This is a genomic window from Jingyaoa shaoxingensis (assembly GCF_014385005.1).
GTDB lineage: Bacteria > Bacillota > Clostridia > Lachnospirales > Lachnospiraceae > Marvinbryantia > Marvinbryantia shaoxingensis.
The window spans coordinates 106,669-126,690 of the sequence record NZ_JACRSZ010000006.1; the positions used below are offsets into that span (position 1 = coordinate 106,669).

At 44.7% G+C, this 20,022-nt stretch carries 14 protein-coding genes; 5 read left to right on the forward strand and 9 right to left on the reverse strand.

From position 1 onward, the window contains the following. Window positions 1-68: 68 nt before the first annotated feature. The gene (locus H8716_RS07335; protein ID WP_249307919.1) at window positions 69-2,381 is read right to left on the reverse strand and encodes an ABC transporter permease; all 2,313 of its coding nucleotides are present in this window, start codon (window positions 2,379-2,381) and stop codon (window positions 69-71) included. Between the two features lie 12 nt (window positions 2,382-2,393). Beyond that, window positions 2,394-3,092, reverse strand: coding sequence for an ABC transporter ATP-binding protein (locus tag H8716_RS07340; RefSeq protein ID WP_249307920.1), 699 nt, complete (start codon window positions 3,090-3,092; stop codon window positions 2,394-2,396). A 256-nt stretch (window positions 3,093-3,348) separates the two neighbouring features. Between H8716_RS07340 and H8716_RS07345 the strand changes: the two genes are divergently transcribed. From H8716_RS07345 to H8716_RS07360, 4 genes are all read left to right on the forward strand, one after another. Further along, a complete protein-coding gene (locus H8716_RS07345; protein WP_249307921.1) occupies window positions 3,349-4,833 on the forward strand; it encodes a DUF1846 domain-containing protein in 1,485 nt (494 codons plus the stop codon). Between the two features lie 187 nt (window positions 4,834-5,020). Next, window positions 5,021-6,628, forward strand: a complete 1,608-nt coding sequence (locus tag H8716_RS07350; RefSeq protein ID WP_249307922.1) for a CTP synthase — start codon at window positions 5,021-5,023, stop codon at window positions 6,626-6,628. Between the two features lie 248 nt (window positions 6,629-6,876). Beyond that, window positions 6,877-7,344, forward strand: a complete 468-nt coding sequence (locus H8716_RS07355) for a MarR family winged helix-turn-helix transcriptional regulator (RefSeq protein ID WP_249307923.1) — start codon at window positions 6,877-6,879, stop codon at window positions 7,342-7,344. A gap of 1 nt (window position 7,345) precedes the next feature. Further along, window positions 7,346-8,674: an MATE family efflux transporter gene (locus H8716_RS07360; RefSeq protein ID WP_330606510.1), complete on the forward strand. Its 1,329-nt coding sequence runs from the start codon at window positions 7,346-7,348 to the stop codon at window positions 8,672-8,674. A gap of 112 nt (window positions 8,675-8,786) precedes the next feature. On the opposite strand, the gene H8716_RS07365 is transcribed toward H8716_RS07360, so the two are convergent. Further along, entirely contained in the window at window positions 8,787-9,866 is a 1,080-nt protein-coding gene (locus tag H8716_RS07365) for a hypothetical protein (RefSeq protein WP_249307925.1), read from the reverse strand. Between the two features lie 357 nt (window positions 9,867-10,223). On the opposite strand from H8716_RS07365, the gene H8716_RS07370 reads away from it, so the two are divergent. Next, window positions 10,224-10,766 carry a nitroreductase family protein gene (locus tag H8716_RS07370; RefSeq protein WP_249307926.1) on the forward strand — a complete coding sequence of 181 codons (543 nt, stop codon included), beginning with the start codon at window positions 10,224-10,226 and terminating at the stop codon, window positions 10,764-10,766. Window positions 10,767-10,854: 88 nt separating this feature from the next. Here H8716_RS07370 and H8716_RS07375 read toward each other — a convergent pair whose 3' ends face one another. From H8716_RS07375 to H8716_RS07400, 6 genes are all read right to left on the reverse strand, one after another. Continuing rightward, a complete protein-coding gene (locus H8716_RS07375) occupies window positions 10,855-11,724 on the reverse strand; it encodes a methionyl aminopeptidase (protein ID WP_249307927.1) in 870 nt (289 codons plus the stop codon). A 273-nt stretch (window positions 11,725-11,997) separates the two neighbouring features. Then, window positions 11,998-14,568 (reverse strand): heavy metal translocating P-type ATPase, encoded by a 2,571-nt coding sequence (locus H8716_RS07380; protein WP_249307928.1) that lies wholly within the window; start codon window positions 14,566-14,568, stop codon window positions 11,998-12,000. A 19-nt stretch (window positions 14,569-14,587) separates the two neighbouring features. Then, entirely contained in the window at window positions 14,588-14,905 is a 318-nt protein-coding gene (locus tag H8716_RS07385) for a metal-sensing transcriptional repressor (protein WP_249307929.1), read from the reverse strand. 168 nt (window positions 14,906-15,073) lie between these two features. Next, on the reverse strand, window positions 15,074-15,673 hold the full coding sequence (gene thrH / locus H8716_RS07390; protein WP_249307930.1) for a bifunctional phosphoserine phosphatase/homoserine phosphotransferase ThrH: 600 nt from the start codon (window positions 15,671-15,673) through the stop codon (window positions 15,074-15,076). A gap of 131 nt (window positions 15,674-15,804) precedes the next feature. Beyond that, window positions 15,805-16,308, reverse strand: a complete 504-nt coding sequence (locus H8716_RS07395; RefSeq protein ID WP_249307931.1) for a QueT transporter family protein — start codon at window positions 16,306-16,308, stop codon at window positions 15,805-15,807. 150 nt (window positions 16,309-16,458) lie between these two features. Continuing rightward, a complete protein-coding gene (locus H8716_RS07400; protein WP_249307932.1) occupies window positions 16,459-19,977 on the reverse strand; it encodes an aryl-sulfate sulfotransferase in 3,519 nt (1,172 codons plus the stop codon). Window positions 19,978-20,022: the final 45 nt, after the last annotated feature.

Consider the following 20,022-nt stretch of genomic DNA (forward strand, 5'->3'; position numbering starts at 1 on the left):
AACTATAAAATAAGGCACTGTCAGACGTTGTTACAGCGCCTGCAGTGCCTTTCGATTTTGCCTTTCTTTTATTCTACGTTTTTCAGTGCTTCATCCATTGGAACTTTTTTGATTTTCCGGAATTCCAGCAGGGCAACTGCTACGTAGGTGAGCAGACCTGCTGCAAACATCTGTACATAGATCATTGGGTCCACCCACATGGTAATCCACCCGGATATGCTGGCAAGCATCATTTCACGGAACAATACTTCCATCACAGCCCGTTCTATCGGAAGACTTACCAACAGGCAAATCACCACCACAATCGAGGTTGACATAATATACAATCTGCTGATCTCTCCATTGGTATATCCCAGAATCTTTACCATGGAAATGGACTGTGCATTTTTCTCAATGATAATCTTCGACAGCAGATAAATCAGTACCATGTAAATTAAAATAGCAAAACCATTCACCAGTCCCATCATGCTTCCCATAGACACATCCAGCTGACGGGAAATCTTGGTCAGTGCATCCAGATCCACTACGGATCCAATATATTTTTTCCGGATATCCGTGATTTCAGTATCTGAGAAATATCCACTGTAATAATCATCCTCCAGATCAAAAGTCTCATTCAGCTTGTCTCTCTCCATGAATACACAAAGACCTGCTGTATAATCGTAGATACCGTCCACCTGAAAGGAATACTCATCCTTCTCATATTTTTCTTTCAGGGTAATAGTATCTCCCACCTGTATCTGAAATTTATCTGCATAGGCACTGGAAATGTATGCCCCGTCTTCCAGATCTGCCTTCACATATTTGCTGTCCGGTTCCACACCATAGAGCAGCACCTCTTCTGACTTATATTTGCCCGGCAGTGTATTCAGCGAATAAGCTGAAAACTTCTCTGCATCGTCATTATCGGTCCGCACATCCATATAAAACATTGCCAGATTCAGCAGTTCCTCTAACTTGCTTCCACTGATGGCACTAACCGGGACCTGAAGCATATACTGGTATTTTGCCAGCATATTGTTCTGTATCTCCAGCTGATAGTGCGACAACACTGATGGCAAAAGCAGTCCGAACATCAGCAGCAGATTGGCAAACACAATCCCGATAAAAAGTACCACATAATTGCTCATATTCTGAAAAATAACTCTGAGACGAAATCTGGAAAAGATCTTGATTCTCGGACTTAAAGCAATGGCACGCTTCTGTTTCTTTCCGGACAGATCCCTGCGCAGGAATTTCAGTGGAGAGAGACGCAGTTTGTGCCGCAGTACACTGTAATTTACCACCAGCATAATCAGCACCGGAACTATAGTTGTCAGCAAAAATGCCTCTGCATTCCACACCGTTTTATAAGTGGGCAGACTGTAGCTTCCATAATACATGCCTGCACACACATTTTTCAGCACGGTATAGCCCAGAATATTTCCAATCAGGGCACCTGCCAGAGTTACCAGCACCGGCAGTTCCATATAATGAAGCACCAGTTCTCTTCTGGTATAGCCGGATGCCCGTAACGTGCCAATCACACCGGCTTCTTTCCGGATGGTATTGCTGATGGTGATACCGAATACAAATGCCATAATGACCATGATGATATACAGCAGCATGATGATCATTGCCCTGTCTCCACCCATATCCTCTCCGGTAAAGGTAATTGCCTGATTGGTATATCTTGGGACGAAGGTCTCAAGGGTAACAATTGCCCCTATATCTTCCATGAGATCTTCTGAGATCTCTTTTTCTTCCTTTTCATCCGATGGTTCCTGATTGTATTTCCAGGAATAATTGTACTGCAGTTTATCCTGATTCAGGGAATCAAATTCGTCCGCTGTGACCACGGATACACCGAATTTTACCGAGTCAAACATGGAGTCATTATTATTCTGGAACAGACAGCTATAATCCGATAACGCAACCAGTCCCGTGATTTTCCATGATTTGTCTTTGCTGGTCAGTGTATCTCCCACAGAGAGCTGATTATTGTCTGCATACATACGATCAATGGCAATCTCGCCTGTATGTTCCGGGAATACTCCTTCCATCAGGCAGACTTTATTAACCTCCTCCCGGTTCTTGAAGAAGCGCATGGTGTTTCCGTTATCCAGTTCTTCTTCTATATAATAGTTCTCATACAGTCTGATCCCCAGTTTCTCAATATCTTCCCGCTGGCTCCGGTAGATCCGGTCTGCGGTGCGGAAATTGCCATCTTCAATGTTATATTTTTCAAAGCTTTCATTGTAGGCAATCAGCATACTGTTATCTGCCACCAGAAATCCGGACACAAAACCAATAGTGGCTACCATAAGAAAAAATACCACTGCATATTTTCCAAATTCGCTTTTCAGTTCCCGCGGCAATCGTTTGTGTAAAGGATTCTTCATCACATTTCCTCCTTACCAGTCCAGCTCAGCGGCAGGAATTTTGTGTTCATTGATATAATTTTTCCGGATCATGCCGTCTCGCAGTTTTACCACACGATCTGCCATATCTTTGATCGCATCATTGTGGGTTACCATCACAATCGTATTCCCGTACTTTTGGTTCACGGTTTCAATGAGCTTCAGAATTTCCTTTGACGTATTATAATCCAGTGCGCCCGTCGGTTCATCGCAAAGCAGAATATCCGGATTCTTCACAATAGCACGTCCTATGGCACACCGCTGCTGCTGTCCACCGGAGAGTTGATTCGGCAGTTTCTTCTGATGCTCATAAATGCCAAGAATATGAAGCAATTCGTCCACATCCAGAGGCTGATCACTTAAATAAGCTCCCACCTCTATATTTTCCCTTACGGTCAGATTGGGAATCAAATTATACATCTGGAATATATATCCAAGATGCTTTCTACGGTACACTGACAGCTTTTTCTCCGACATATCTGCCAGACATTCTCCGTCAATGATCAGTTTTCCCTCATCAGCACTGTCAATTCCACCGATAATATTCAGCAACGTGGACTTTCCGGAACCGGACGGTCCAAGCAGTACACAAAATTCCCCTTTTTCAATCTCCAGATCCAGCCCTTTTAGTACATTGACTCTGCTGTCTCCGGATCCAAATGACTTTTTGATACCCTGTATCTGTAAAAACATAATCTCCTCCTCACATCCCCCTTTTCACAGATATGATATGTCATAACTATAGAAAGTTTTATTTATCTAACCTAATGTTAGTCTTGTCTTACTCTATTGTCAATGACTTTTCGCAGTTTCGTACATTTCCTGTAAAAAATGTCTGGTAAAAATGAGCCGGTTAGTATATGATAATTACAGCATCGAAATTTGAAACCACAATGTGCATGCACATGAGTGGTTTTCTGTATTTAAAACGAACAAAGGATAGGTGAACATGAAAACAGGATTTGATAATGATAAGTATCTGACCATGCAGTCAGAACATATTAAAGAACGTATCAGTCAGTTTGGCAACAAGCTGTATCTGGAATTTGGCGGCAAACTTTTTGACGATTATCATGCATCCAGAGTACTCCCTGGTTTTGCCCCGGACAGCAAGCTTCGTATGCTGATGCAGCTTTCTGATCAGGCCGAGATCGTCATCGTCATCAGTGCCGGTGACATTGAAAAGAACAAGATCCGTGGGGACCTTGGTATTACTTATGATTCCGATGTTCTTCGTCTGATCGACGTCTTCAAAGAGCGTGGATTGTATGTGGGAAGTGTTGTCATTACCCGGTATGCCGGCCAGAACAGTGCAGATGTCTTCCGCAGCCGTCTTCAGAAACTGGGTATTAAGGTATATACCCACTATGTAATCCCTGGTTACCCAAGTAACATTCCACTGATTGTCAGCGACGAAGGTTACGGAAAGAACGATTATATTGAGACTTCCCGTCCACTGGTTGTTATCACAGCACCCGGACCTGGAAGCGGAAAAATGGCTACCTGCCTTTCCCAGCTGTACCATGAACATAAGCGGGGCATTCATGCCGGATATGCCAAGTTCGAGACCTTCCCGATCTGGAATATTCCGCTGAAGCATCCGGTAAATCTTGCCTATGAAGCAGCTACCGCTGACTTAAATGATGTCAACATGATCGACCCGTTCCATCTGGAAGCTTATGGCGAGACTGCTGTTAATTATAACCGTGACGTAGAAATCTTCCCGGTATTAGATGCCATGTTTGAAAAGATCTCCGGAGAAAGTCCATACAAGTCCCCGACAGACATGGGTGTGAATATGGCAGGCAACTGTATCTGTGATGATGAAGCCTGCAAAGAAGCTTCCCGTCAGGAGATCATCCGCCGTTACTATAAGTCCCTGAATGGCCTGGTTTACGGCACTTCCACAGAAGAAGAAGTGATGAAGATCGAACTCATTATGAAACAGGCAGGCATCACCAAGACCGATCGTAAAGTGGTAACTGCCGCTCTGCAGCGCAGCGAAGAAACAGACGGCCCGGCTGCAGCTATGGAACTGAATGACGGAACCATTGTTACCGGAAAGACCACTGATCTTCTGGGTGCTTCTGCAGCTCTTCTGCTGAATGCACTGAAGCTTCTTGCCGGTATTGATCATACGAAAAAGGTCATTTCCCCTGCAGCCATCCATCCGATCCAGAAGTTAAAGACCGAGTATCTGGGAAGCCGAAACCCGCGTCTTCATACCGATGAAGTCCTGATTGCCCTGTCCACCAGTGCCGAAAACAATCCGGATGCACAGGCGGCTCTTGACCAGCTTCCAAAACTTGCCGGATGCCAGGTACACACCAGCGTTCTGCTCTCTTCCGTGGATATTAAGACCTTCCAGCGTCTGTCCATTCAGTTTACTTCTGAGCCGGTATACGAAAGCAAGCGCAACTTCCATAAGAAATAAGATGAGCAATCAAAAAAATGAATTGTTTTTATCAGAACTACTCATAAATAAATTTAAATTTTTCATTTCTTTTTAAATGGAAATCCGCTATAATCATGTGCATGGTATGTAATTACTATGTTGCACAAAGGGGTGTAATCTTCCGTGGGAGATTACACCACTTTTTCAGATTTAAGGAGGAACTTTTATGCCAGTAAAATACGTATTTGTAACAGGAGGTGTAGTATCCGGTCTTGGTAAGGGTATTACCGCAGCATCTCTTGGCCGTCTTTTGAAAGCCCGTGGATACAAAGTAACCATGCAGAAATTTGATCCATACATTAACATTGACCCGGGTACCATGAACCCGATCCAGCACGGTGAAGTTTTTGTAACAGATGACGGTGCTGAGACAGACCTGGATCTGGGTCACTATGAACGATTCATTGATGAGAGCCTGACTAAGAATTCCAATGTTACAACCGGTAAGATTTACTGGTCTGTTCTTCACAAAGAACGACGCGGAGACTTTGGCGGAGGCACCGTTCAGGTAATTCCTCATATCACCAATGAGATCAAAAGCCGTTTTTACCGTAATTATAATGAAAATGAAACCCATATTGCTATTATTGAAGTGGGTGGCACCGTAGGTGATATTGAAAGCCAGCCGTTTCTGGAGGCAATCCGTCAGTTCCAACATGATGTTGGACGGGAAAATGCCATCCTGATCCATGTATCCCTGATTCCGTATCTGAAAGCATCCGGGGAAATGAAGACGAAGCCAACCCAGACCAGTGTAAAGCAGTTACAGGGAATGGGAATCTGGCCGGATATTCTGGTATGCCGCTCCGAACATCCGTTGGAAGATGGACTGAAAGAGAAAATTGCCCTTTTCTGCAATGTTCCTGTCAGCCATGTACTTCAGAATCTGGATGTAGAATATCTGTATGAAGCACCGCTTGCCATGGAAGAAGAACATCTGGCTCAGGTAGCCTGTGAATGTCTGAACCTTCCTTGTCCGGAACCGGATCTGACTGACTGGAAGGCTATGGTGGACGCACTCCGTCATCCAACCAAAGACGTTACTGTTGCTCTGGTTGGAAAATACATTCAGCTTCACGATGCTTATATCAGCGTAGTAGAAGCACTGAAGCACGGCGGTATTGCAGAACATGCCACTGTTCATATCAAATGGATTGATTCAGAACAGTTAAATGAGGAAAATGCCGACGAAATGCTTGGTGATGTCAGTGGTATTCTGGTCCCTGGCGGCTTCGGCGGACGCGGTATTGATGGCAAAATCATAGCTATCCATTATGCGCGTACTAACAAGATTCCATTCCTCGGTCTGTGCCTTGGCATGCAGCTCGCCATTGTGGAATACGCCCGCAACGTAGCCGGTCTGAAAGATGCCCACAGCATCGAACTGGATCCTGCCACCACTCATCCGGTTATCGCACTGATGCCAGACCAGGAAGACATCGAAGACATTGGTGGAACCCTTCGTCTTGGATCCTATCCTTGTGTACTGGATAAGACCACAAAAGCATATGAACTCTACGGAACAGATCAGATTGCGGAACGCCACAGACACCGTTATGAAGTCAACAACGATTACCGCAAGATCCTGACCGAAAATGGTCTTACCCTCTCCGGACTGTCACCGGATGGCAGAATCGTAGAGATGATCGAGATCAAAGATCATCCATTCTTTATTGCCACCCAGGCACACCCGGAACTGAAGTCCCGTCCAAACCGCCCACATCCTCTGTTCAAAGGATTTGTGCAGGCAGCTATTGAGAAAAGCAAAGCATAATAAGAAAGAGGGCATTACAGAATATCTTTTCTTCTGATATCCTGTGATGTCCTTTCTTTTTCCCCCTTCTTTCATCATCCTACACCGTTTCAGACAGAAAGCCATTACATACTTTACTTCTATAAATAACGCTATTTTCTCCATCCCCTGTTTCTTTGTTTGATGATTTTCTTTTTTCTCCTTGACGTAAGTCTGAAATCGGACTATACTATATTTAGTCCGATTTCAGACTTCAGGAGGAACTTTTTATGCACACCCATATCAAAATCAGTGCCGATCTGGCCCGGTATAATCATATTAATAAAAAACTAATTGATATGTATCATGATGCTTCGCAGAGAGCCGGCATGTCTTCCAGCATGTTTGATATTTTGTATTCCATCGTGGAAATGGGCGATGGCTGCCGTCAGAAGGATATCTGTCAGGCCTGTTATATTCCCAAACAGACCGTTCATTCTTCCATTCGAAAAATGGCTGAAGATGGCTATCTGACCCTTGAATCCGGAAGGGGACGTGAAAAACTGATTTATCTGACTGAAAAAGGGAAAATTATTACAGAAGAGAATATTTTGCCAATTATTGAAGCAGAAAATAAGGTATTTCTTCAGATGGGAGAACAGCAATCCCTGATTTTTCTGAATCTTCTGGAAGAATACATGACCCGGCTGGATAAAACCATGAAGGATCTTCCATCGAACAGAAAGGAGCATGTATAGCGTGATACAATTATCAGATCATTTTACCTACCCGCGATTATTAAAATTTGTTTTTCCATCCATTGTGATGATGATATTTACTTCTATTTACAGTGTTGTAGATGGCCTGTTCGTTTCCAACTTTGTTGGTAAGTCTGCATTTGCCGCTGTGAATCTGGCAATGCCGTTTCTTATGGCTTTTTCTGCACTGGGCTTTATGATGGGTACCGGAGGCAGTGCCATCGTCGCAAAGACTCTTGGAGAAAGGAAAAAAGAAAAAGCCAATGAATACTTTTCCATGCTGATCTATGTGACTATTGCAGGCGGCATTTTCTTCAGCTGCGTACAGGCAGTCCTGATTAAGCCTGTTGCCATTATGATGGGTGCCGAAGGAGAACTTTTAAAGAATTGTATTTTATATGGCCGACTGAGCAGTATTTCCCTGACTGCCTTTATGCTGCAGAATGTATTTCAAAGCTTTTTTGTCACAGCTGAAAAGCCAAAACTGGGACTTGCCGTGATCATCTCCGCCGGTGTTACGAATATGGTTCTGGACCTGCTCTTTGTGGGAATCTTCCGCTGGGGACTGGCAGGTGCCGCAATTGCTACGATCTGCGGTGAATGTATTGGCGGTATTACTCCATTACTTTATTTTTCCAGGAAAAATTCCAGCAAGCTTCGTCTTGGTAAAACCAGATTTTACGGCAGTATTTTGTGTAAAACCTGTACCAATGGTTCCTCCGAACTGATGACAAATCTGTCTAGCTCCATCGTGAATTCCATGTATAACCTTCAGTTGATGAAATTCAGCGGAGAAAACGGAGTAGCCGCTTACGGAACCATCATGTACGTCAACTTTATTTTTGCTGCCATCTTTATCGGATACTCCATCGGAAGTGCTCCAATCGTCAGCTACCATTACGGTGCCGAAAATCATTCTGAGCTGAAGAATATGCTGAATAAGAGCCTGCGGCTGATTGCCATAACCAGCATGGTACAGGTGGTTATGGCCCAGCTCATTGCCGCCCCTCTGGCTCAGATCTTTGTGGGATATGATGCAGAACTATTCCGGCTTACCCGCCACGGCTTCCGTATTTTCAGTCTGACCTTCCTGATCTGCGGATTCAACATCTTCGGATCTTCCTTCTTTACCGCACTGAACAATGGTCCGTTATCCGCATTGATTTCCTTCCTGCGAACTCTGGTCTTCCAGCTCAGTGTGGTATGGATTCTGCCGATGTTCCTCGGCATCGACGGTATCTGGGGATCCGTGGCGATTGCCGAATTACTGACCATCTGCGTGACTGTACTCTGCCTGATCAGCCAGCGCAGGAAGTATCACTACGCCTGATCATTGGTGACCATTTGGGACGGAGTTTTCTGGCTTTTGATCTGCTCACTTATGAAAAAGAGTCACCTGTGCTCGCGTTTATGCGGCACAGACGACTCTTTTCTTTATCCTGTTATACTTTTTTCACGGAATGGAGAATCGGTTCTATATAGTGCATGGAAGTCTCTTCATCCGTATTTACCATCACCATATAAAGGCGATTTCCTTCTTCATTTAAAAATGCTGTCAGACTGATATCCTCATCCGGGATACTGCATGTCACACTGGTGATTCCATTAATCACCACCTGCTTCACTTCACGATATCCGGCACGCTGAAAGTTCTCTGCCACCTCTTCATTTGTCAACAGATCTTCTTCAGTTCCATTGCCAATCACTGAATAATTGATAATGACTGCGATATCTTCCGCTTCGCTTTCTGCCTTATATAGAATGCCTTCCTGTTTTTCCTGCTCGGTCAGATAATAATAATCCCAGTAGGACGGCAGGTACACCTGATATGCATCAGCGAAAGATACCCACGTACCTTCATAATCAGACTTACTTTCATCAAAGATATATTCTTCCGGCTCCGCACTTGTCTTTGTTTCCGTCTCATCACCGCCTATCTTACCGGCAATCATTCCACCCTTATCTTCCGGCTGAATCTCCGTTGCTTTTCTGGCAATCTCTGCGGCTTCCTCACTGTCATCCAGATCATCATCGTCATAGTCTGTATTCAAGGTGATGTTTTTACACACTTCTTCCAATTCCGAATATAACCGGTCATATTCAGACTTCACCGCCTCATCCTCTGCGTATCCCTGATAATCTGTCGGAACAGCGTAATAATAATTCATGGCTTCTTCCTCGTCATATCCGATATAGGTATAACCAGGATAATCCTTGAAATCCGTATTCACAGAACATCCTATCGTCAGGAGCTTTCCACCTGCATTGTCTCCGTCTTCCAGGTATTTATCGTAGCTTGCCTGATGATAAAAGGTCACAAACTTCTGTTCCGTTTCTACGAGAACATTCCTATACCAGTCTTCCGGCATTTTCACATTGATTCCACATTCAAAATAATAGGCATAATTGCCATCTTCTGTCATGTAATCATTAAAGTCTTCAAAGCCGTCTGAAGCAAATGCTGTCATTGGAAACGCCAATGTCAGCATTGCTATACCTAAGAACATTTCTGTTTTTCTCATTTTTCACCCTCCTGACTGATTCTGTTTCATAACGGTTCCGCACACTCATCGACAACTTCCCTGAACCATTCATATTTTCTACGTATCTGTTCAATACCTTCACAGATACGATGCCAAAATTCAACAAAATCGCCTTTGGCGATAGAATTTTGGCATGCATGTCTCGGGATTTTGGCATATTCATGCCAAAACACCTCGCGGGACAGTGGGTTCTGAACAGTTACTTTTCTACATAGCTATTGTAACATTCCCATCAAACCAACTCAAGAATTTTTCTTCTTTCCATTACATTCTATTTGCTTTTTTCTTTCGAAAATGTCATAATATTAACAAAATATTTTTTCGAGGAGATGAATTATGGAATTTCAGGAATTATTAGAAAAACGCCGCAGTATTCGAAACTATGACACAGACAGCAGACCGGAAGCAGATGACATTAAAGATCTTGTGAAAGCAGCACTGGAAGCTCCATCATGGAAAAACACAGAAACAGGAAGATATCACTGCATTCTTTCTGAGAATATGATTCAGAAGTTCCGTGCCGAATGTCTTCCGGAATTCAACCAGCGTAATTCAGAACATGCCGCTTACATTGTAACCACCTATGTACGTGATACCTCTGGATTTCACGGACATGAAACAAAAGAAGCAGATAATGAACTGGGTAACGGCTGGGGATGTTATGATCTGGGGCTCCAGAATGAAAACCTGATCTTAAAGGCTGTGGAATGTGGATTCTCCACTCTGATTATGGGAATCCGTGATGCTGATAAGATTCGTGAACTTCTGTCTATTCCAGAAGAAGAAGTGATTGTGTCTGTCATTGCCATCGGACAGGCTGCCGATATTCCATCCAGACCGAAACGCAAAAATGTGGACGATGTTCTTTCTATTTATTAAATAAACTTTCCTGTTCACGTAAAAAAACGCATTGCCAGAAATATATCCTCTGGCAGTGCGTTTTTCATTCATTAACAGCGTTCCTTGCTTAATAAGCTATAATCTCGTATCCATCCTCAGTTATCAGTACCTGAATCTCCCATTGTGCAGATGGCTTGCCGTCTTCTGTATACACGGTCCAGCCGTCTTCTTCATCCTGGAAGATGTCTGCGCTTCCCATGTTGATCATTGGCTCGATGGTGAACATCATTCCCGGAACCATGAGCATTTCTTCACCGCGTCTGGATACGTAGCTGACCCATGGGTCTTCATGGAATTCCAGTCCCACACCGTGCCCGCCGATCTCCCTGACTACGGAGTATCCATGTGCCTGTGCATAATCATTGATTGCCTGCCCCATATCACCTAAGAATCCCCATGGTTTTACTTCTTTTAAACCGACTTCAATGCTCTCTTTTGTAACTTCGACCAGTTTCCGTTTTTCTTCGGAAACATCCCCGATACAGAACATTCTGGAAGAGTCGGAAAAATACCCGTTCAGAATGGTGGATACATCTACATTTACGATATCCCCATCTTTCAAAACCACTTTGTCAGACGGAATTCCGTGGCATACTACTTCGTTGATGGAAGTGCACACACTCTTCGGGAAGCCCTCATAATCCAGAGGTGCCGGAATACCGCCGCGCTTCGTGGTCTCATTATATACCCACTGATCGATCTCTTCTGTAGTCACACCTGCTTTGATATGTTCTGCCACATAATCCAGCACCGCTATATTAATCTTTGCACTCTCTTTGATGGCTGCGATCTGCTCCGGCGTCTTAATCATAGAATGATCCGGCACTTCTGCTCCATCTCTTGCAAACTGCGCAATCTTTTCATCAAATGCTTCATGACACTTTTTATATTTTTTCCCGCTGCCACACCAGCAGGCATCATTTCTTCCCAGTTTCATGGTGTTACGCTTCCTTTCTTTTTTATCCTTTCAAGAATGCCTCGGCATTCTTGCTGCGAGATGCGCGTCATGCAAAGCATGACATATTTCTTTTGCGCATCTCTGCAATCCTGCCGGAGGCTATATCAGATGGGGGATTGACTCCCACCACTGATACTAATTTGCTCCTCGCCACCTAAAGAGGTGGGAGTCATCTCACATCTGATGTACACACGAAAAGCCGACTGTGTATACAGCCAGCTTTTGTGATTCAGGAATGCTTACGCATTCTTCTTATGCATGAATTCCGGTTACTTCATAGTCCTGTGCTTCTACTGCACTCTTCAGCACGTCGTCTGCCACTTCTGTGCTCATGGTAACGATTGCTGTTCCGCTTTCATGGCTTACTACTGCTTCCGTTACACCTTCAATGGCTTCCAGTGTCTTCTTTACTCTTGCTTCACAGTGTCCACACATCATGCCTTTGATTTCCATTGTCTTTTTCATCTCATTTATCTCCTTTTCTTCTTTTACTTCTTTATTCTGATCTGTATCAGATATCTTTATCTGTTTTTTATGGTTTTTGTGCTTCTTATCCTTTCTCGCATCATACATGGTGAAGAAATTCAGCCGCAATGCATTGCTGACTACACAAAAACTGGAAAGACTCATGGCTGCTGCCCCGAACATCGGATTCAGCTTCCAGCCGAATATAGGATACCACAAACCAGCCGCAAGTGGAATACCAATTACATTATAAAAGAACGCCCAGAACAGGTTTTCATGGATATTTCTTAATGTAGCACGACTCAGACGGATTGCAGCCGGTACATCCAGAAGTCTGCTCTTCATCAGTACCACATCAGCCGCATCAATGGCAATATCCGTTCCGGCACCGATTGCCATACCGATATCTGCCCTTGTCAATGCAGGTGCATCATTGATTCCGTCACCTACCATAGTGACTTTGCCTTTTTCCTTCAGCTTACGAACTACTTCTTCTTTTCCATCCGGCAGAACTCCGGCAATGACTTCATCCACGCCGGCCTGACTGCCGATGGCTTTTGCAGTACGTTCATTATCACCGGTCAGCATAACTACATGAATACCCATGTTCTTCAGTTCCTGAATAGCCTGATAACTGTCTTTCTTGATGACATCCGCTACCGCAATCATACCGATCAGCTTCTCATCCTCTGCAAAAAACAGCGGTGTTTTTCCCTGTTCTGCCAGGCTATCTGCAGCTTTTGCAATCTCTGCCGGGATCTTCACACGGCTTTCGATAAACTTCCGGTTACCACCTGTCAGGCGTACACCTTTCTGCGTACCTGTCAGACCGTTTCCTGCTACTGCTACGAACTCTCCCACCGCATCACAGGTTATCTGTTTTTCCTGTGCCAGACGTACAATCGCATGTGCCAGTGGATGTTCACTCTTCTGCTCCAGTGCCAGTGCTGCCAGAAGCAGTTTTTCCTCACTGTATCCTTCTGCCGGAACCATATCGGTTACTTCCGGTTCCCCGCTGGTAATCGTACCGGTCTTATCCAGTGCCACGATATCTGTCTTACCAGTCTCTTCCAGAGATACTGCGGTCTTAAACATAATACCATGTTTGGCTCCCATACCATTGCCAACCATAATGGCAACCGGTGTTGCCAGACCAAGAGCACAAGGGCAGCTGATTACCAGTACCGAAATACCTCTTGCCAGGGCAAAACCAATGCTCTGTCCTGCCAGCAGCCAGATGATAATCGTTACAACCGCAATGGTAATAACTGCCGGTACAAAGATTCCGGATACCCGGTCTGCGACCTTGGCAATGGGTGCCTTGGTTGCCGCTGCATCACTGACCATCTGAATGATCTGGGAAAGAGTGGTATCTTCTCCTACTCTGGTTGCTTCGCATCGTAAGAAGCCAGACTGATTCAAGGTTGCTGCTGATACACTATCGCCCTTTTCTTTGTCCACCGGAATACTCTCTCCGGTCAGTGCTGATTCATTTACCGCACTGGTTCCTTCTATTACAATACCATCCACAGGTATATTTTCCCCAGGTCTTACTACAAAATGATCTCCGATACGTACCTGCTCGATTCCCACCTCTACTTCCTTGCCATCACGAATTACCGTGGCTGTCTTCGGAGCCAGTTTCATCAAGCTCTTCAGTGCATCTGTGGTTTTTCCCTTAGACCTTGCCTCCAGCATCTTTCCCACGGTAATCAGGGTCAGAATCATAGCAGCCGATTCAAAGTAAAACTCATGCATGTAGCTCATGACCGCCTCGCCATCTCCTGCCACCTGTGCACCGGTCATGGCAAACAGGGCGTACACACTGTAAACAAAGGATGCTCCGGACCCCAACGCCACCAGGGTATCCATATTCGGGGACTTATGAAGAATCCCCTTCACACCGTTCACAAAGAACTTTTGGTTGATCACCATAATGGCAATGGTAAACAAAAGCTGTACCAATCCCATGGCTACATGGTTGCCTTCAAAGAAGGATGGCAGTGGCCAGTTCCACATCATATGTCCCATGGACACATACATCAGCGGAATCAGAAGTACTACCGACGCAATCAGACGCTTCTTCATCTTCGGTGTCTCTGTGTCCTTCAGCATATCATCATAATTCGGCTGTGTGCTTCCAGCCTTGTTCTCTCCACTTTTCTTCAAGGATGCCCCGTATCCCGCATCTGCCACCGCCTGAATAATGGTTTCCGGAGATGCGCTTCCTTCCACTCCCATGGAGTTGGTCAGCAGACTGACTGAGCAGGATGTCACTCCCGGCACCGCCGAAACCGCCTTTTCTACACGGGAGCTGCAGGCTGCACAGCTCATGCCTGTTACCTGATACTGTTCCATAACAAACTTCACCTTCCTCTTACTTCATAAGTTTTGGCAAAACATTCACCAGTTCCTGAATGACATCGTCATTCCCCTCCCGGATATTCTCCGCCACACAAGTCTCAATGTGATTTGCCAGCAGTTTTTTATTAAAACTGTTCAGTGCTGCATTGATCGCAGATACCTGAACCAGAATATCGATACAGTAGGCATTCTTCTCCAGCATTCCCTGTATTCCACGCACCTGACCTTCGATCCTCTTCAGCCGGTTCATTAGATCCCGGTATTCATTATCAGAACGTTCCTTATGCTTCTCGCAGCAGCAACAGACTTCTTCCTTCTTATCTTCTCCCATTTGCCCATGTTCCTTTCATCTTTTCAAGAATACCCCATTGGGGTATTTCTCTTTATACTTCATACTATATACCCCACCCAGGTATTTGTCAATTCCTGATATGAACTTTTTACAAAAAAATACCAGACAGACTTTTTTCGATCTATCTGGTATCCATATTTTTTCTGCTTATAATGCCTTTTTGATTGCATCTAATAACTCTTCATAAGTTTCATATGCAGGAAGTTCCGGGTGGTCTGCCTTGATCTGCTCTGTACTGCGGAACAAAAAGCCTGCCTTGCTTGCCTGAATCATACCCAGATCATTATAACTGTCCCCGCTGGAAATAGTATCATAACCGATAGACTGCAGTGCCTTCACAGTTGTCAGCTTAGAATCATGAATCCTCATACGGAATCCTGTAATCTCCCCACTCTCTGCCACTTCCAGTGTATTGCAGAAGATCGTCGGCCAGCCCAGCTTCTTCATCAGCGGTGTGGCAAACTGTGTAAAGGTATCACTGATAATGATCACCTGTGTCATAGAACGAAGCTCATCCAGGAATTCTTTTGCTCCCAGCATCGGATCAATCTTTGCAATCGTCTCCTGAATCTCTTTTAATCCAAGCCCATGCTCTTTTAAAATGCCAAGTCTCCACTTCATCAGTTTATCATAATCCGGCTCATCACGGGTTGTCTTCTTCAGTTCCGGAATTCCACTCTCCTTTGCAAACGCAATCCAGATCTCCGGTACCAGTACCCCTTCCAGATCCAAACATACAATATTCATTCTCTTTATCCTCCATATTATCCACGTCAGGCAAACATATGTCTCTGGATATCCTACACCAGATCTCTGTTATCTGTCAACCGCTGAAAAAAGAGAGCGTGATTTCTGAAAAAGAAACCACACTCTCTTTTTTACTTACCAGTTTCAAATGCTTTACCGAATATCGCATAACGATACTTATTTAATGCCCCATAGAGAATCATTCCCAGAACGCCACAGGAAATGACTTCACCAATACCAACTGTCAGCATCATAAACGGAATCGGAAGATTCACGCCATAACCATAATACAATGTAAATGGCACAATTATGGCATTTGCCACAATCGGTGGAAGCGGAGCAAGCCACTTACTGCTGTTACGCAGTTTCCATGTAAATACTGCACCAATCAGTGTCGCAATACTTCCAAAAATCACATCCAGCAGAATCGCTCCGCCCAGAAAATTGGAAATCAGACAACCGACAAACAGCCCCGGAATCGCTGCCGGTGTAAAGACCGGCAAAATAGTCAGTGCTTCTGATATACGCACCTGAACTTCTCCAAAGCTGAATGCAGCAAATACTGTGGTCAGCACAACATACACGGCTGCAATTGCAGCAGCCTGCACCATGAATAAAGTACCTTTGTTTTTCATATTCTGTTTTCTCCTTTAGTTTTGTTTTACGAGTGGAAGGTCACGAACACTCGGCACATTTAAAGGCGGTGACCGCCCTGCAATCCCTCTTCGACCTTGTTTTTATGGGTTTGCAACGTTAACTAACATATCACACATTCTCATATTATGTCAAGAAGATATCTTGATTCTGTGCTGCGTATCGACCCAGCGATCCTGATACATCATGAAGATCTCATATTCATCCGGTTCCAGATTCTGCAGCGGAACGGGAATATATTCATAATGTGCCAGATAATCACGGATCTGAAGTACAATGTCTGTGGTATCGTATATATAAGTGTGTTCTTTTCCCTGAAATACAATCTGAGAAATCTGATGATCCAGTGTACCTGCATACAGCACCTGACCGGTAAGATGAAAGGCTACTTCCGTCTCACTCAGGACAGCTTCCGGTTTCGTAACCGGTTCTGTCAGTTCAACTGCTACAGGCTGCCACAACTCTCCCCTGATATAGTTTTTTTCCAGTTCCATCGGAGCTGCCAGATCATTGTAGTCTATCTTCATCTCAGAAGCCCGGTAAAATGTAGTGGAAATACTGAACTGGTTCAGAATCTCCCCTGTTTCATAATCAAACTCATAGGTCATACCCTTCCGCTCATCTTCTGCCCTTGGTACCCATCCACACATACCAAAGATATGACCGCTTTCTTCATCATAGATGGCCGAAGACGTAATCTTGGAAAAAATTGTCGGGATTTTCTTAATCTGTTTTACCGTTTTTGCACTCTCATCAATGGAATACACTAACAGGTAAGATGCATCATCGTTATCATAATAATCCAGCTTGCTCTTTCTTCCGCTGACATAATGATTATCAAACATACTCAGTTCAATGGTATCTGGATTGCCATCCAGATCTACACTGAGCTGGTAGGCTGTATGCTGCTGGAAATGATATATGAAGTCTCCTTCTGGCTGCAGTACATATGATTCATAGCCGGTGCCCTCCCAGAATCTGGGATCACAGAGAATCCACTGAATCTTTTTCGTCGTCCAGTTCAGTTTGATGACAGACTCAATGTCTCTGGCACTGATAAGAATCGTATCACTTTCAGGCTGGTAGGACACTGTATTGATATGTGCCCAGTCAGCGCGGTTCACATATTCACAGTCCAGAATGTCATCCAGAACCAGTTCATTTACTACTTCCCCTGTCTGACGGTCAATTTCCTGTATCTTATCTTCATAATGAGACTGTATGGAACTGGTCAGCACCAGCAGATTGCCTCCCGGCTCCTTCTCAATCACTTCATGATGGCTGCCACCGGATACATAATACATGGTATATGCCCGCCCCAGATAGTCCATCTCATACAGATTCGTAGACTGAGGTTTTTCCATATTTGGCACATAAGCACCGGTATCCTGCCAGATCATGCGGTTATTGGACAGCAGATACAGACCGTAATTTGCCGTCTCCTTATCCATATACCAACGGATATCCCCCATGCAGTCATAGGCAAATGGCAGATGGGTTCTCTGCCCATAAACCATCGTTAATCCATATGCAGATGTACCACTGGTCTTTACCGGATAGATTACATCTTCCAGTGACTCTGGCAGATCTTCTGTCGCCACCTTCACTTCTCTGGAATCTGTCACTTCACCGTTCTCATCCAGCAGTTCCAGAACCACTGTATTTTCCATTCCCGGATACAGACCGATTATCGGCACTCTGTGTGAAACAGCCGCATCCACTTCTCCTGAAACATCCGCTTCTTCGGTCTTGCCCTTTACAGTAAAACGCACTGCACATTCCTGTGGGGTATCAAAAAGGATTACCGCTGTCAGCGGTGCAATCTGATAAGGGTTCACAATTGCTATGGGATTCTCCCATGTATAGCCATTTTTCTGCTCTGCAATGAGCTGCTGATCAATCTCATAAGATGTGGAAATCATTGTCTGTTCGGCTGTTATATCGGTTTTCACCACATCTGCTGCCTGATCATTTTCCTGAATTAGAATAGTATCTTCCCGGTCCATAGATGCTTCCACACGCTGTCCGTAGTATCCATACGCCTTCTTTCCCAGATACTGTGTATACAGCGGCATACGGAATGAACGGTAAGTCAGTGCATTATAACTGTCTCCTGATATGGTCAATTCAAAGGTCAGTTCTCCGTTATCCACCTGATCAATATGGGTTGTCTTTGTCAATCCCTCCGCAAACATATCCTTCGGATAAAAATCACTGCGGTCTTCAGATTCACTGTAAAGATGAGACCCTGCCGTAATCCAGAGATGGTCTTTCGTCCCATCCAGAGATTCCACGCCTGAGATCCAGTCTGAATACCAGTCTGATCCCCGTTCTTTTCCATATTCAAATACCTGGGAAACTGTCATATTCTCTGTATCGATGTGGTAAATCACGGCTCTGGAGTAAACATCGTCCCCGCTTACACGATTCTGCGCATCCACTCTCTTAACCTTAGCCGTTCCGTTATCAAACAGGCAGATATCTCCGTTATCCAACATAGTCACATTATGCTGTGCATAAAACCATTCGAAGTCATCTCCTTCCGGAGTAAAGAAATAAGAAGCATCCGTATTCTCCCATCCCGTCGGATCTCCCAGAATCCAGGCAAGCGTCTTATCTTCTTTATTGACTGCCACAATAGCATCCTTATGTCTCGCTGAAAGGAGCACCAGATCATGTTCTGCGTCATACCACAGACCGTTGTTGTGGAACCAGTCTGTCTCCTCGCTGCCGTCACTGTCCATGGATGCAGACTGTCCGTCTTCCTGACTGATCAGATCTTTCATATCCAGTTCCCATACTACTTTTCCGCTTTCCCGATCAATCTCCACCACACGGTCTTCTACCGTGCTGAAGTCCTCTGCATCTGATGCTATCAGAAGATTGCCATCTGGCAGTTCCACAAAATCATGGTGCTGGCCACCCGGCACCTCATACTCCTGATATACCTTTCCGGTCAGATCAATCTCAATCAGTCCTGTTTTGTAATAGGTTGGATGCAGTACTTCCGATGACGGCATACACAGATGCCCGTTACGCAGCTGATGAACTCCCAGCGTACCTCCCATATCTGTGAAAAAACGCAGATCCCCGGCAGCATCCACTGCATAAACAGATCCCATCGTGGAACATACAAAAGTAAGCTGCGAATAATCATAAGCGCTTTCATCCAGCATCTCTGTCTGAATCGTTCCATAATCCACATTCACACTCTCTGTCTCCACAGAAAATGTGGACGACGTACCATCATCCAGTGTGATCACCACCTCTGTCTCCTGTCCACTGTATAATCCGTATATCGGCACAATATGGTCTGTATCTGCCTCAAACGTACCTGTCACATCATTTTCCGGTGACTTGCCTTTTACTGTTACGGTTCCGCCACAGGCTTCTTCTGTCGTAAACACTGCAACTGCACTTAACGGTGCTGTACCGTAAGGATTCACAACAATTAATGCATCTTCCAGTGCATACCCATTTTCCAGTTCTGCCTGCAATGCCGCATCAATCTCGCTCTGCTGTTCCTGGATGTCTCCTTCCTGCTCCTGCGTCTCCTGTTCCGTATTGTCTTCCTCTGCCAGTACCGTCACACTTCCTGCCGCCAGCATTGCTGCCAGCAGCACAGCTCCCAGAATCTCTCGCTTTTTCATCTCATTCTCCTGATTTTATATCCGGTTTTATATTTCCGCTTTCAG

Coding starts and splice junctions, on each gene's coding strand:
- H8716_RS07400 (WP_249307932.1), bottom strand. CDS start 19,977: ATGAAAAAGCGAGAGATTCTGGGAGCTGTGCTGCTGGCAGCAATGCTG.
- H8716_RS07345 (WP_249307921.1), top strand. CDS start 3,349: ATGAAAACAGGATTTGATAATGATAAGTATCTGACCATGCAGTCAGAA.
- H8716_RS07385 (WP_249307929.1), bottom strand. CDS start 14,905: ATGGGAGAAGATAAGAAGGAAGAAGTCTGTTGCTGCTGCGAGAAGCAT.
- H8716_RS07365 (WP_249307925.1), bottom strand. CDS start 9,866: ATGAGAAAAACAGAAATGTTCTTAGGTATAGCAATGCTGACATTGGCG.
- H8716_RS07340 (WP_249307920.1), bottom strand. CDS start 3,092: ATGTTTTTACAGATACAGGGTATCAAAAAGTCATTTGGATCCGGAGAC.
- thrH (WP_249307930.1), bottom strand. CDS start 15,673: ATGAATATTGTATGTTTGGATCTGGAAGGGGTACTGGTACCGGAGATC.
- H8716_RS07380 (WP_249307928.1), bottom strand. CDS start 14,568: ATGGAACAGTATCAGGTAACAGGCATGAGCTGTGCAGCCTGCAGCTCC.
- H8716_RS07370 (WP_249307926.1), top strand. CDS start 10,224: ATGGAATTTCAGGAATTATTAGAAAAACGCCGCAGTATTCGAAACTAT.
- H8716_RS07355 (WP_249307923.1), top strand. CDS start 6,877: ATGCACACCCATATCAAAATCAGTGCCGATCTGGCCCGGTATAATCAT.
- H8716_RS07375 (WP_249307927.1), bottom strand. CDS start 11,724: ATGAAACTGGGAAGAAATGATGCCTGCTGGTGTGGCAGCGGGAAAAAA.
- H8716_RS07350 (WP_249307922.1), top strand. CDS start 5,021: ATGCCAGTAAAATACGTATTTGTAACAGGAGGTGTAGTATCCGGTCTT.
- H8716_RS07395 (WP_249307931.1), bottom strand. CDS start 16,308: ATGAAAAACAAAGGTACTTTATTCATGGTGCAGGCTGCTGCAATTGCA.
- H8716_RS07335 (WP_249307919.1), bottom strand. CDS start 2,381: ATGAAGAATCCTTTACACAAACGATTGCCGCGGGAACTGAAAAGCGAA.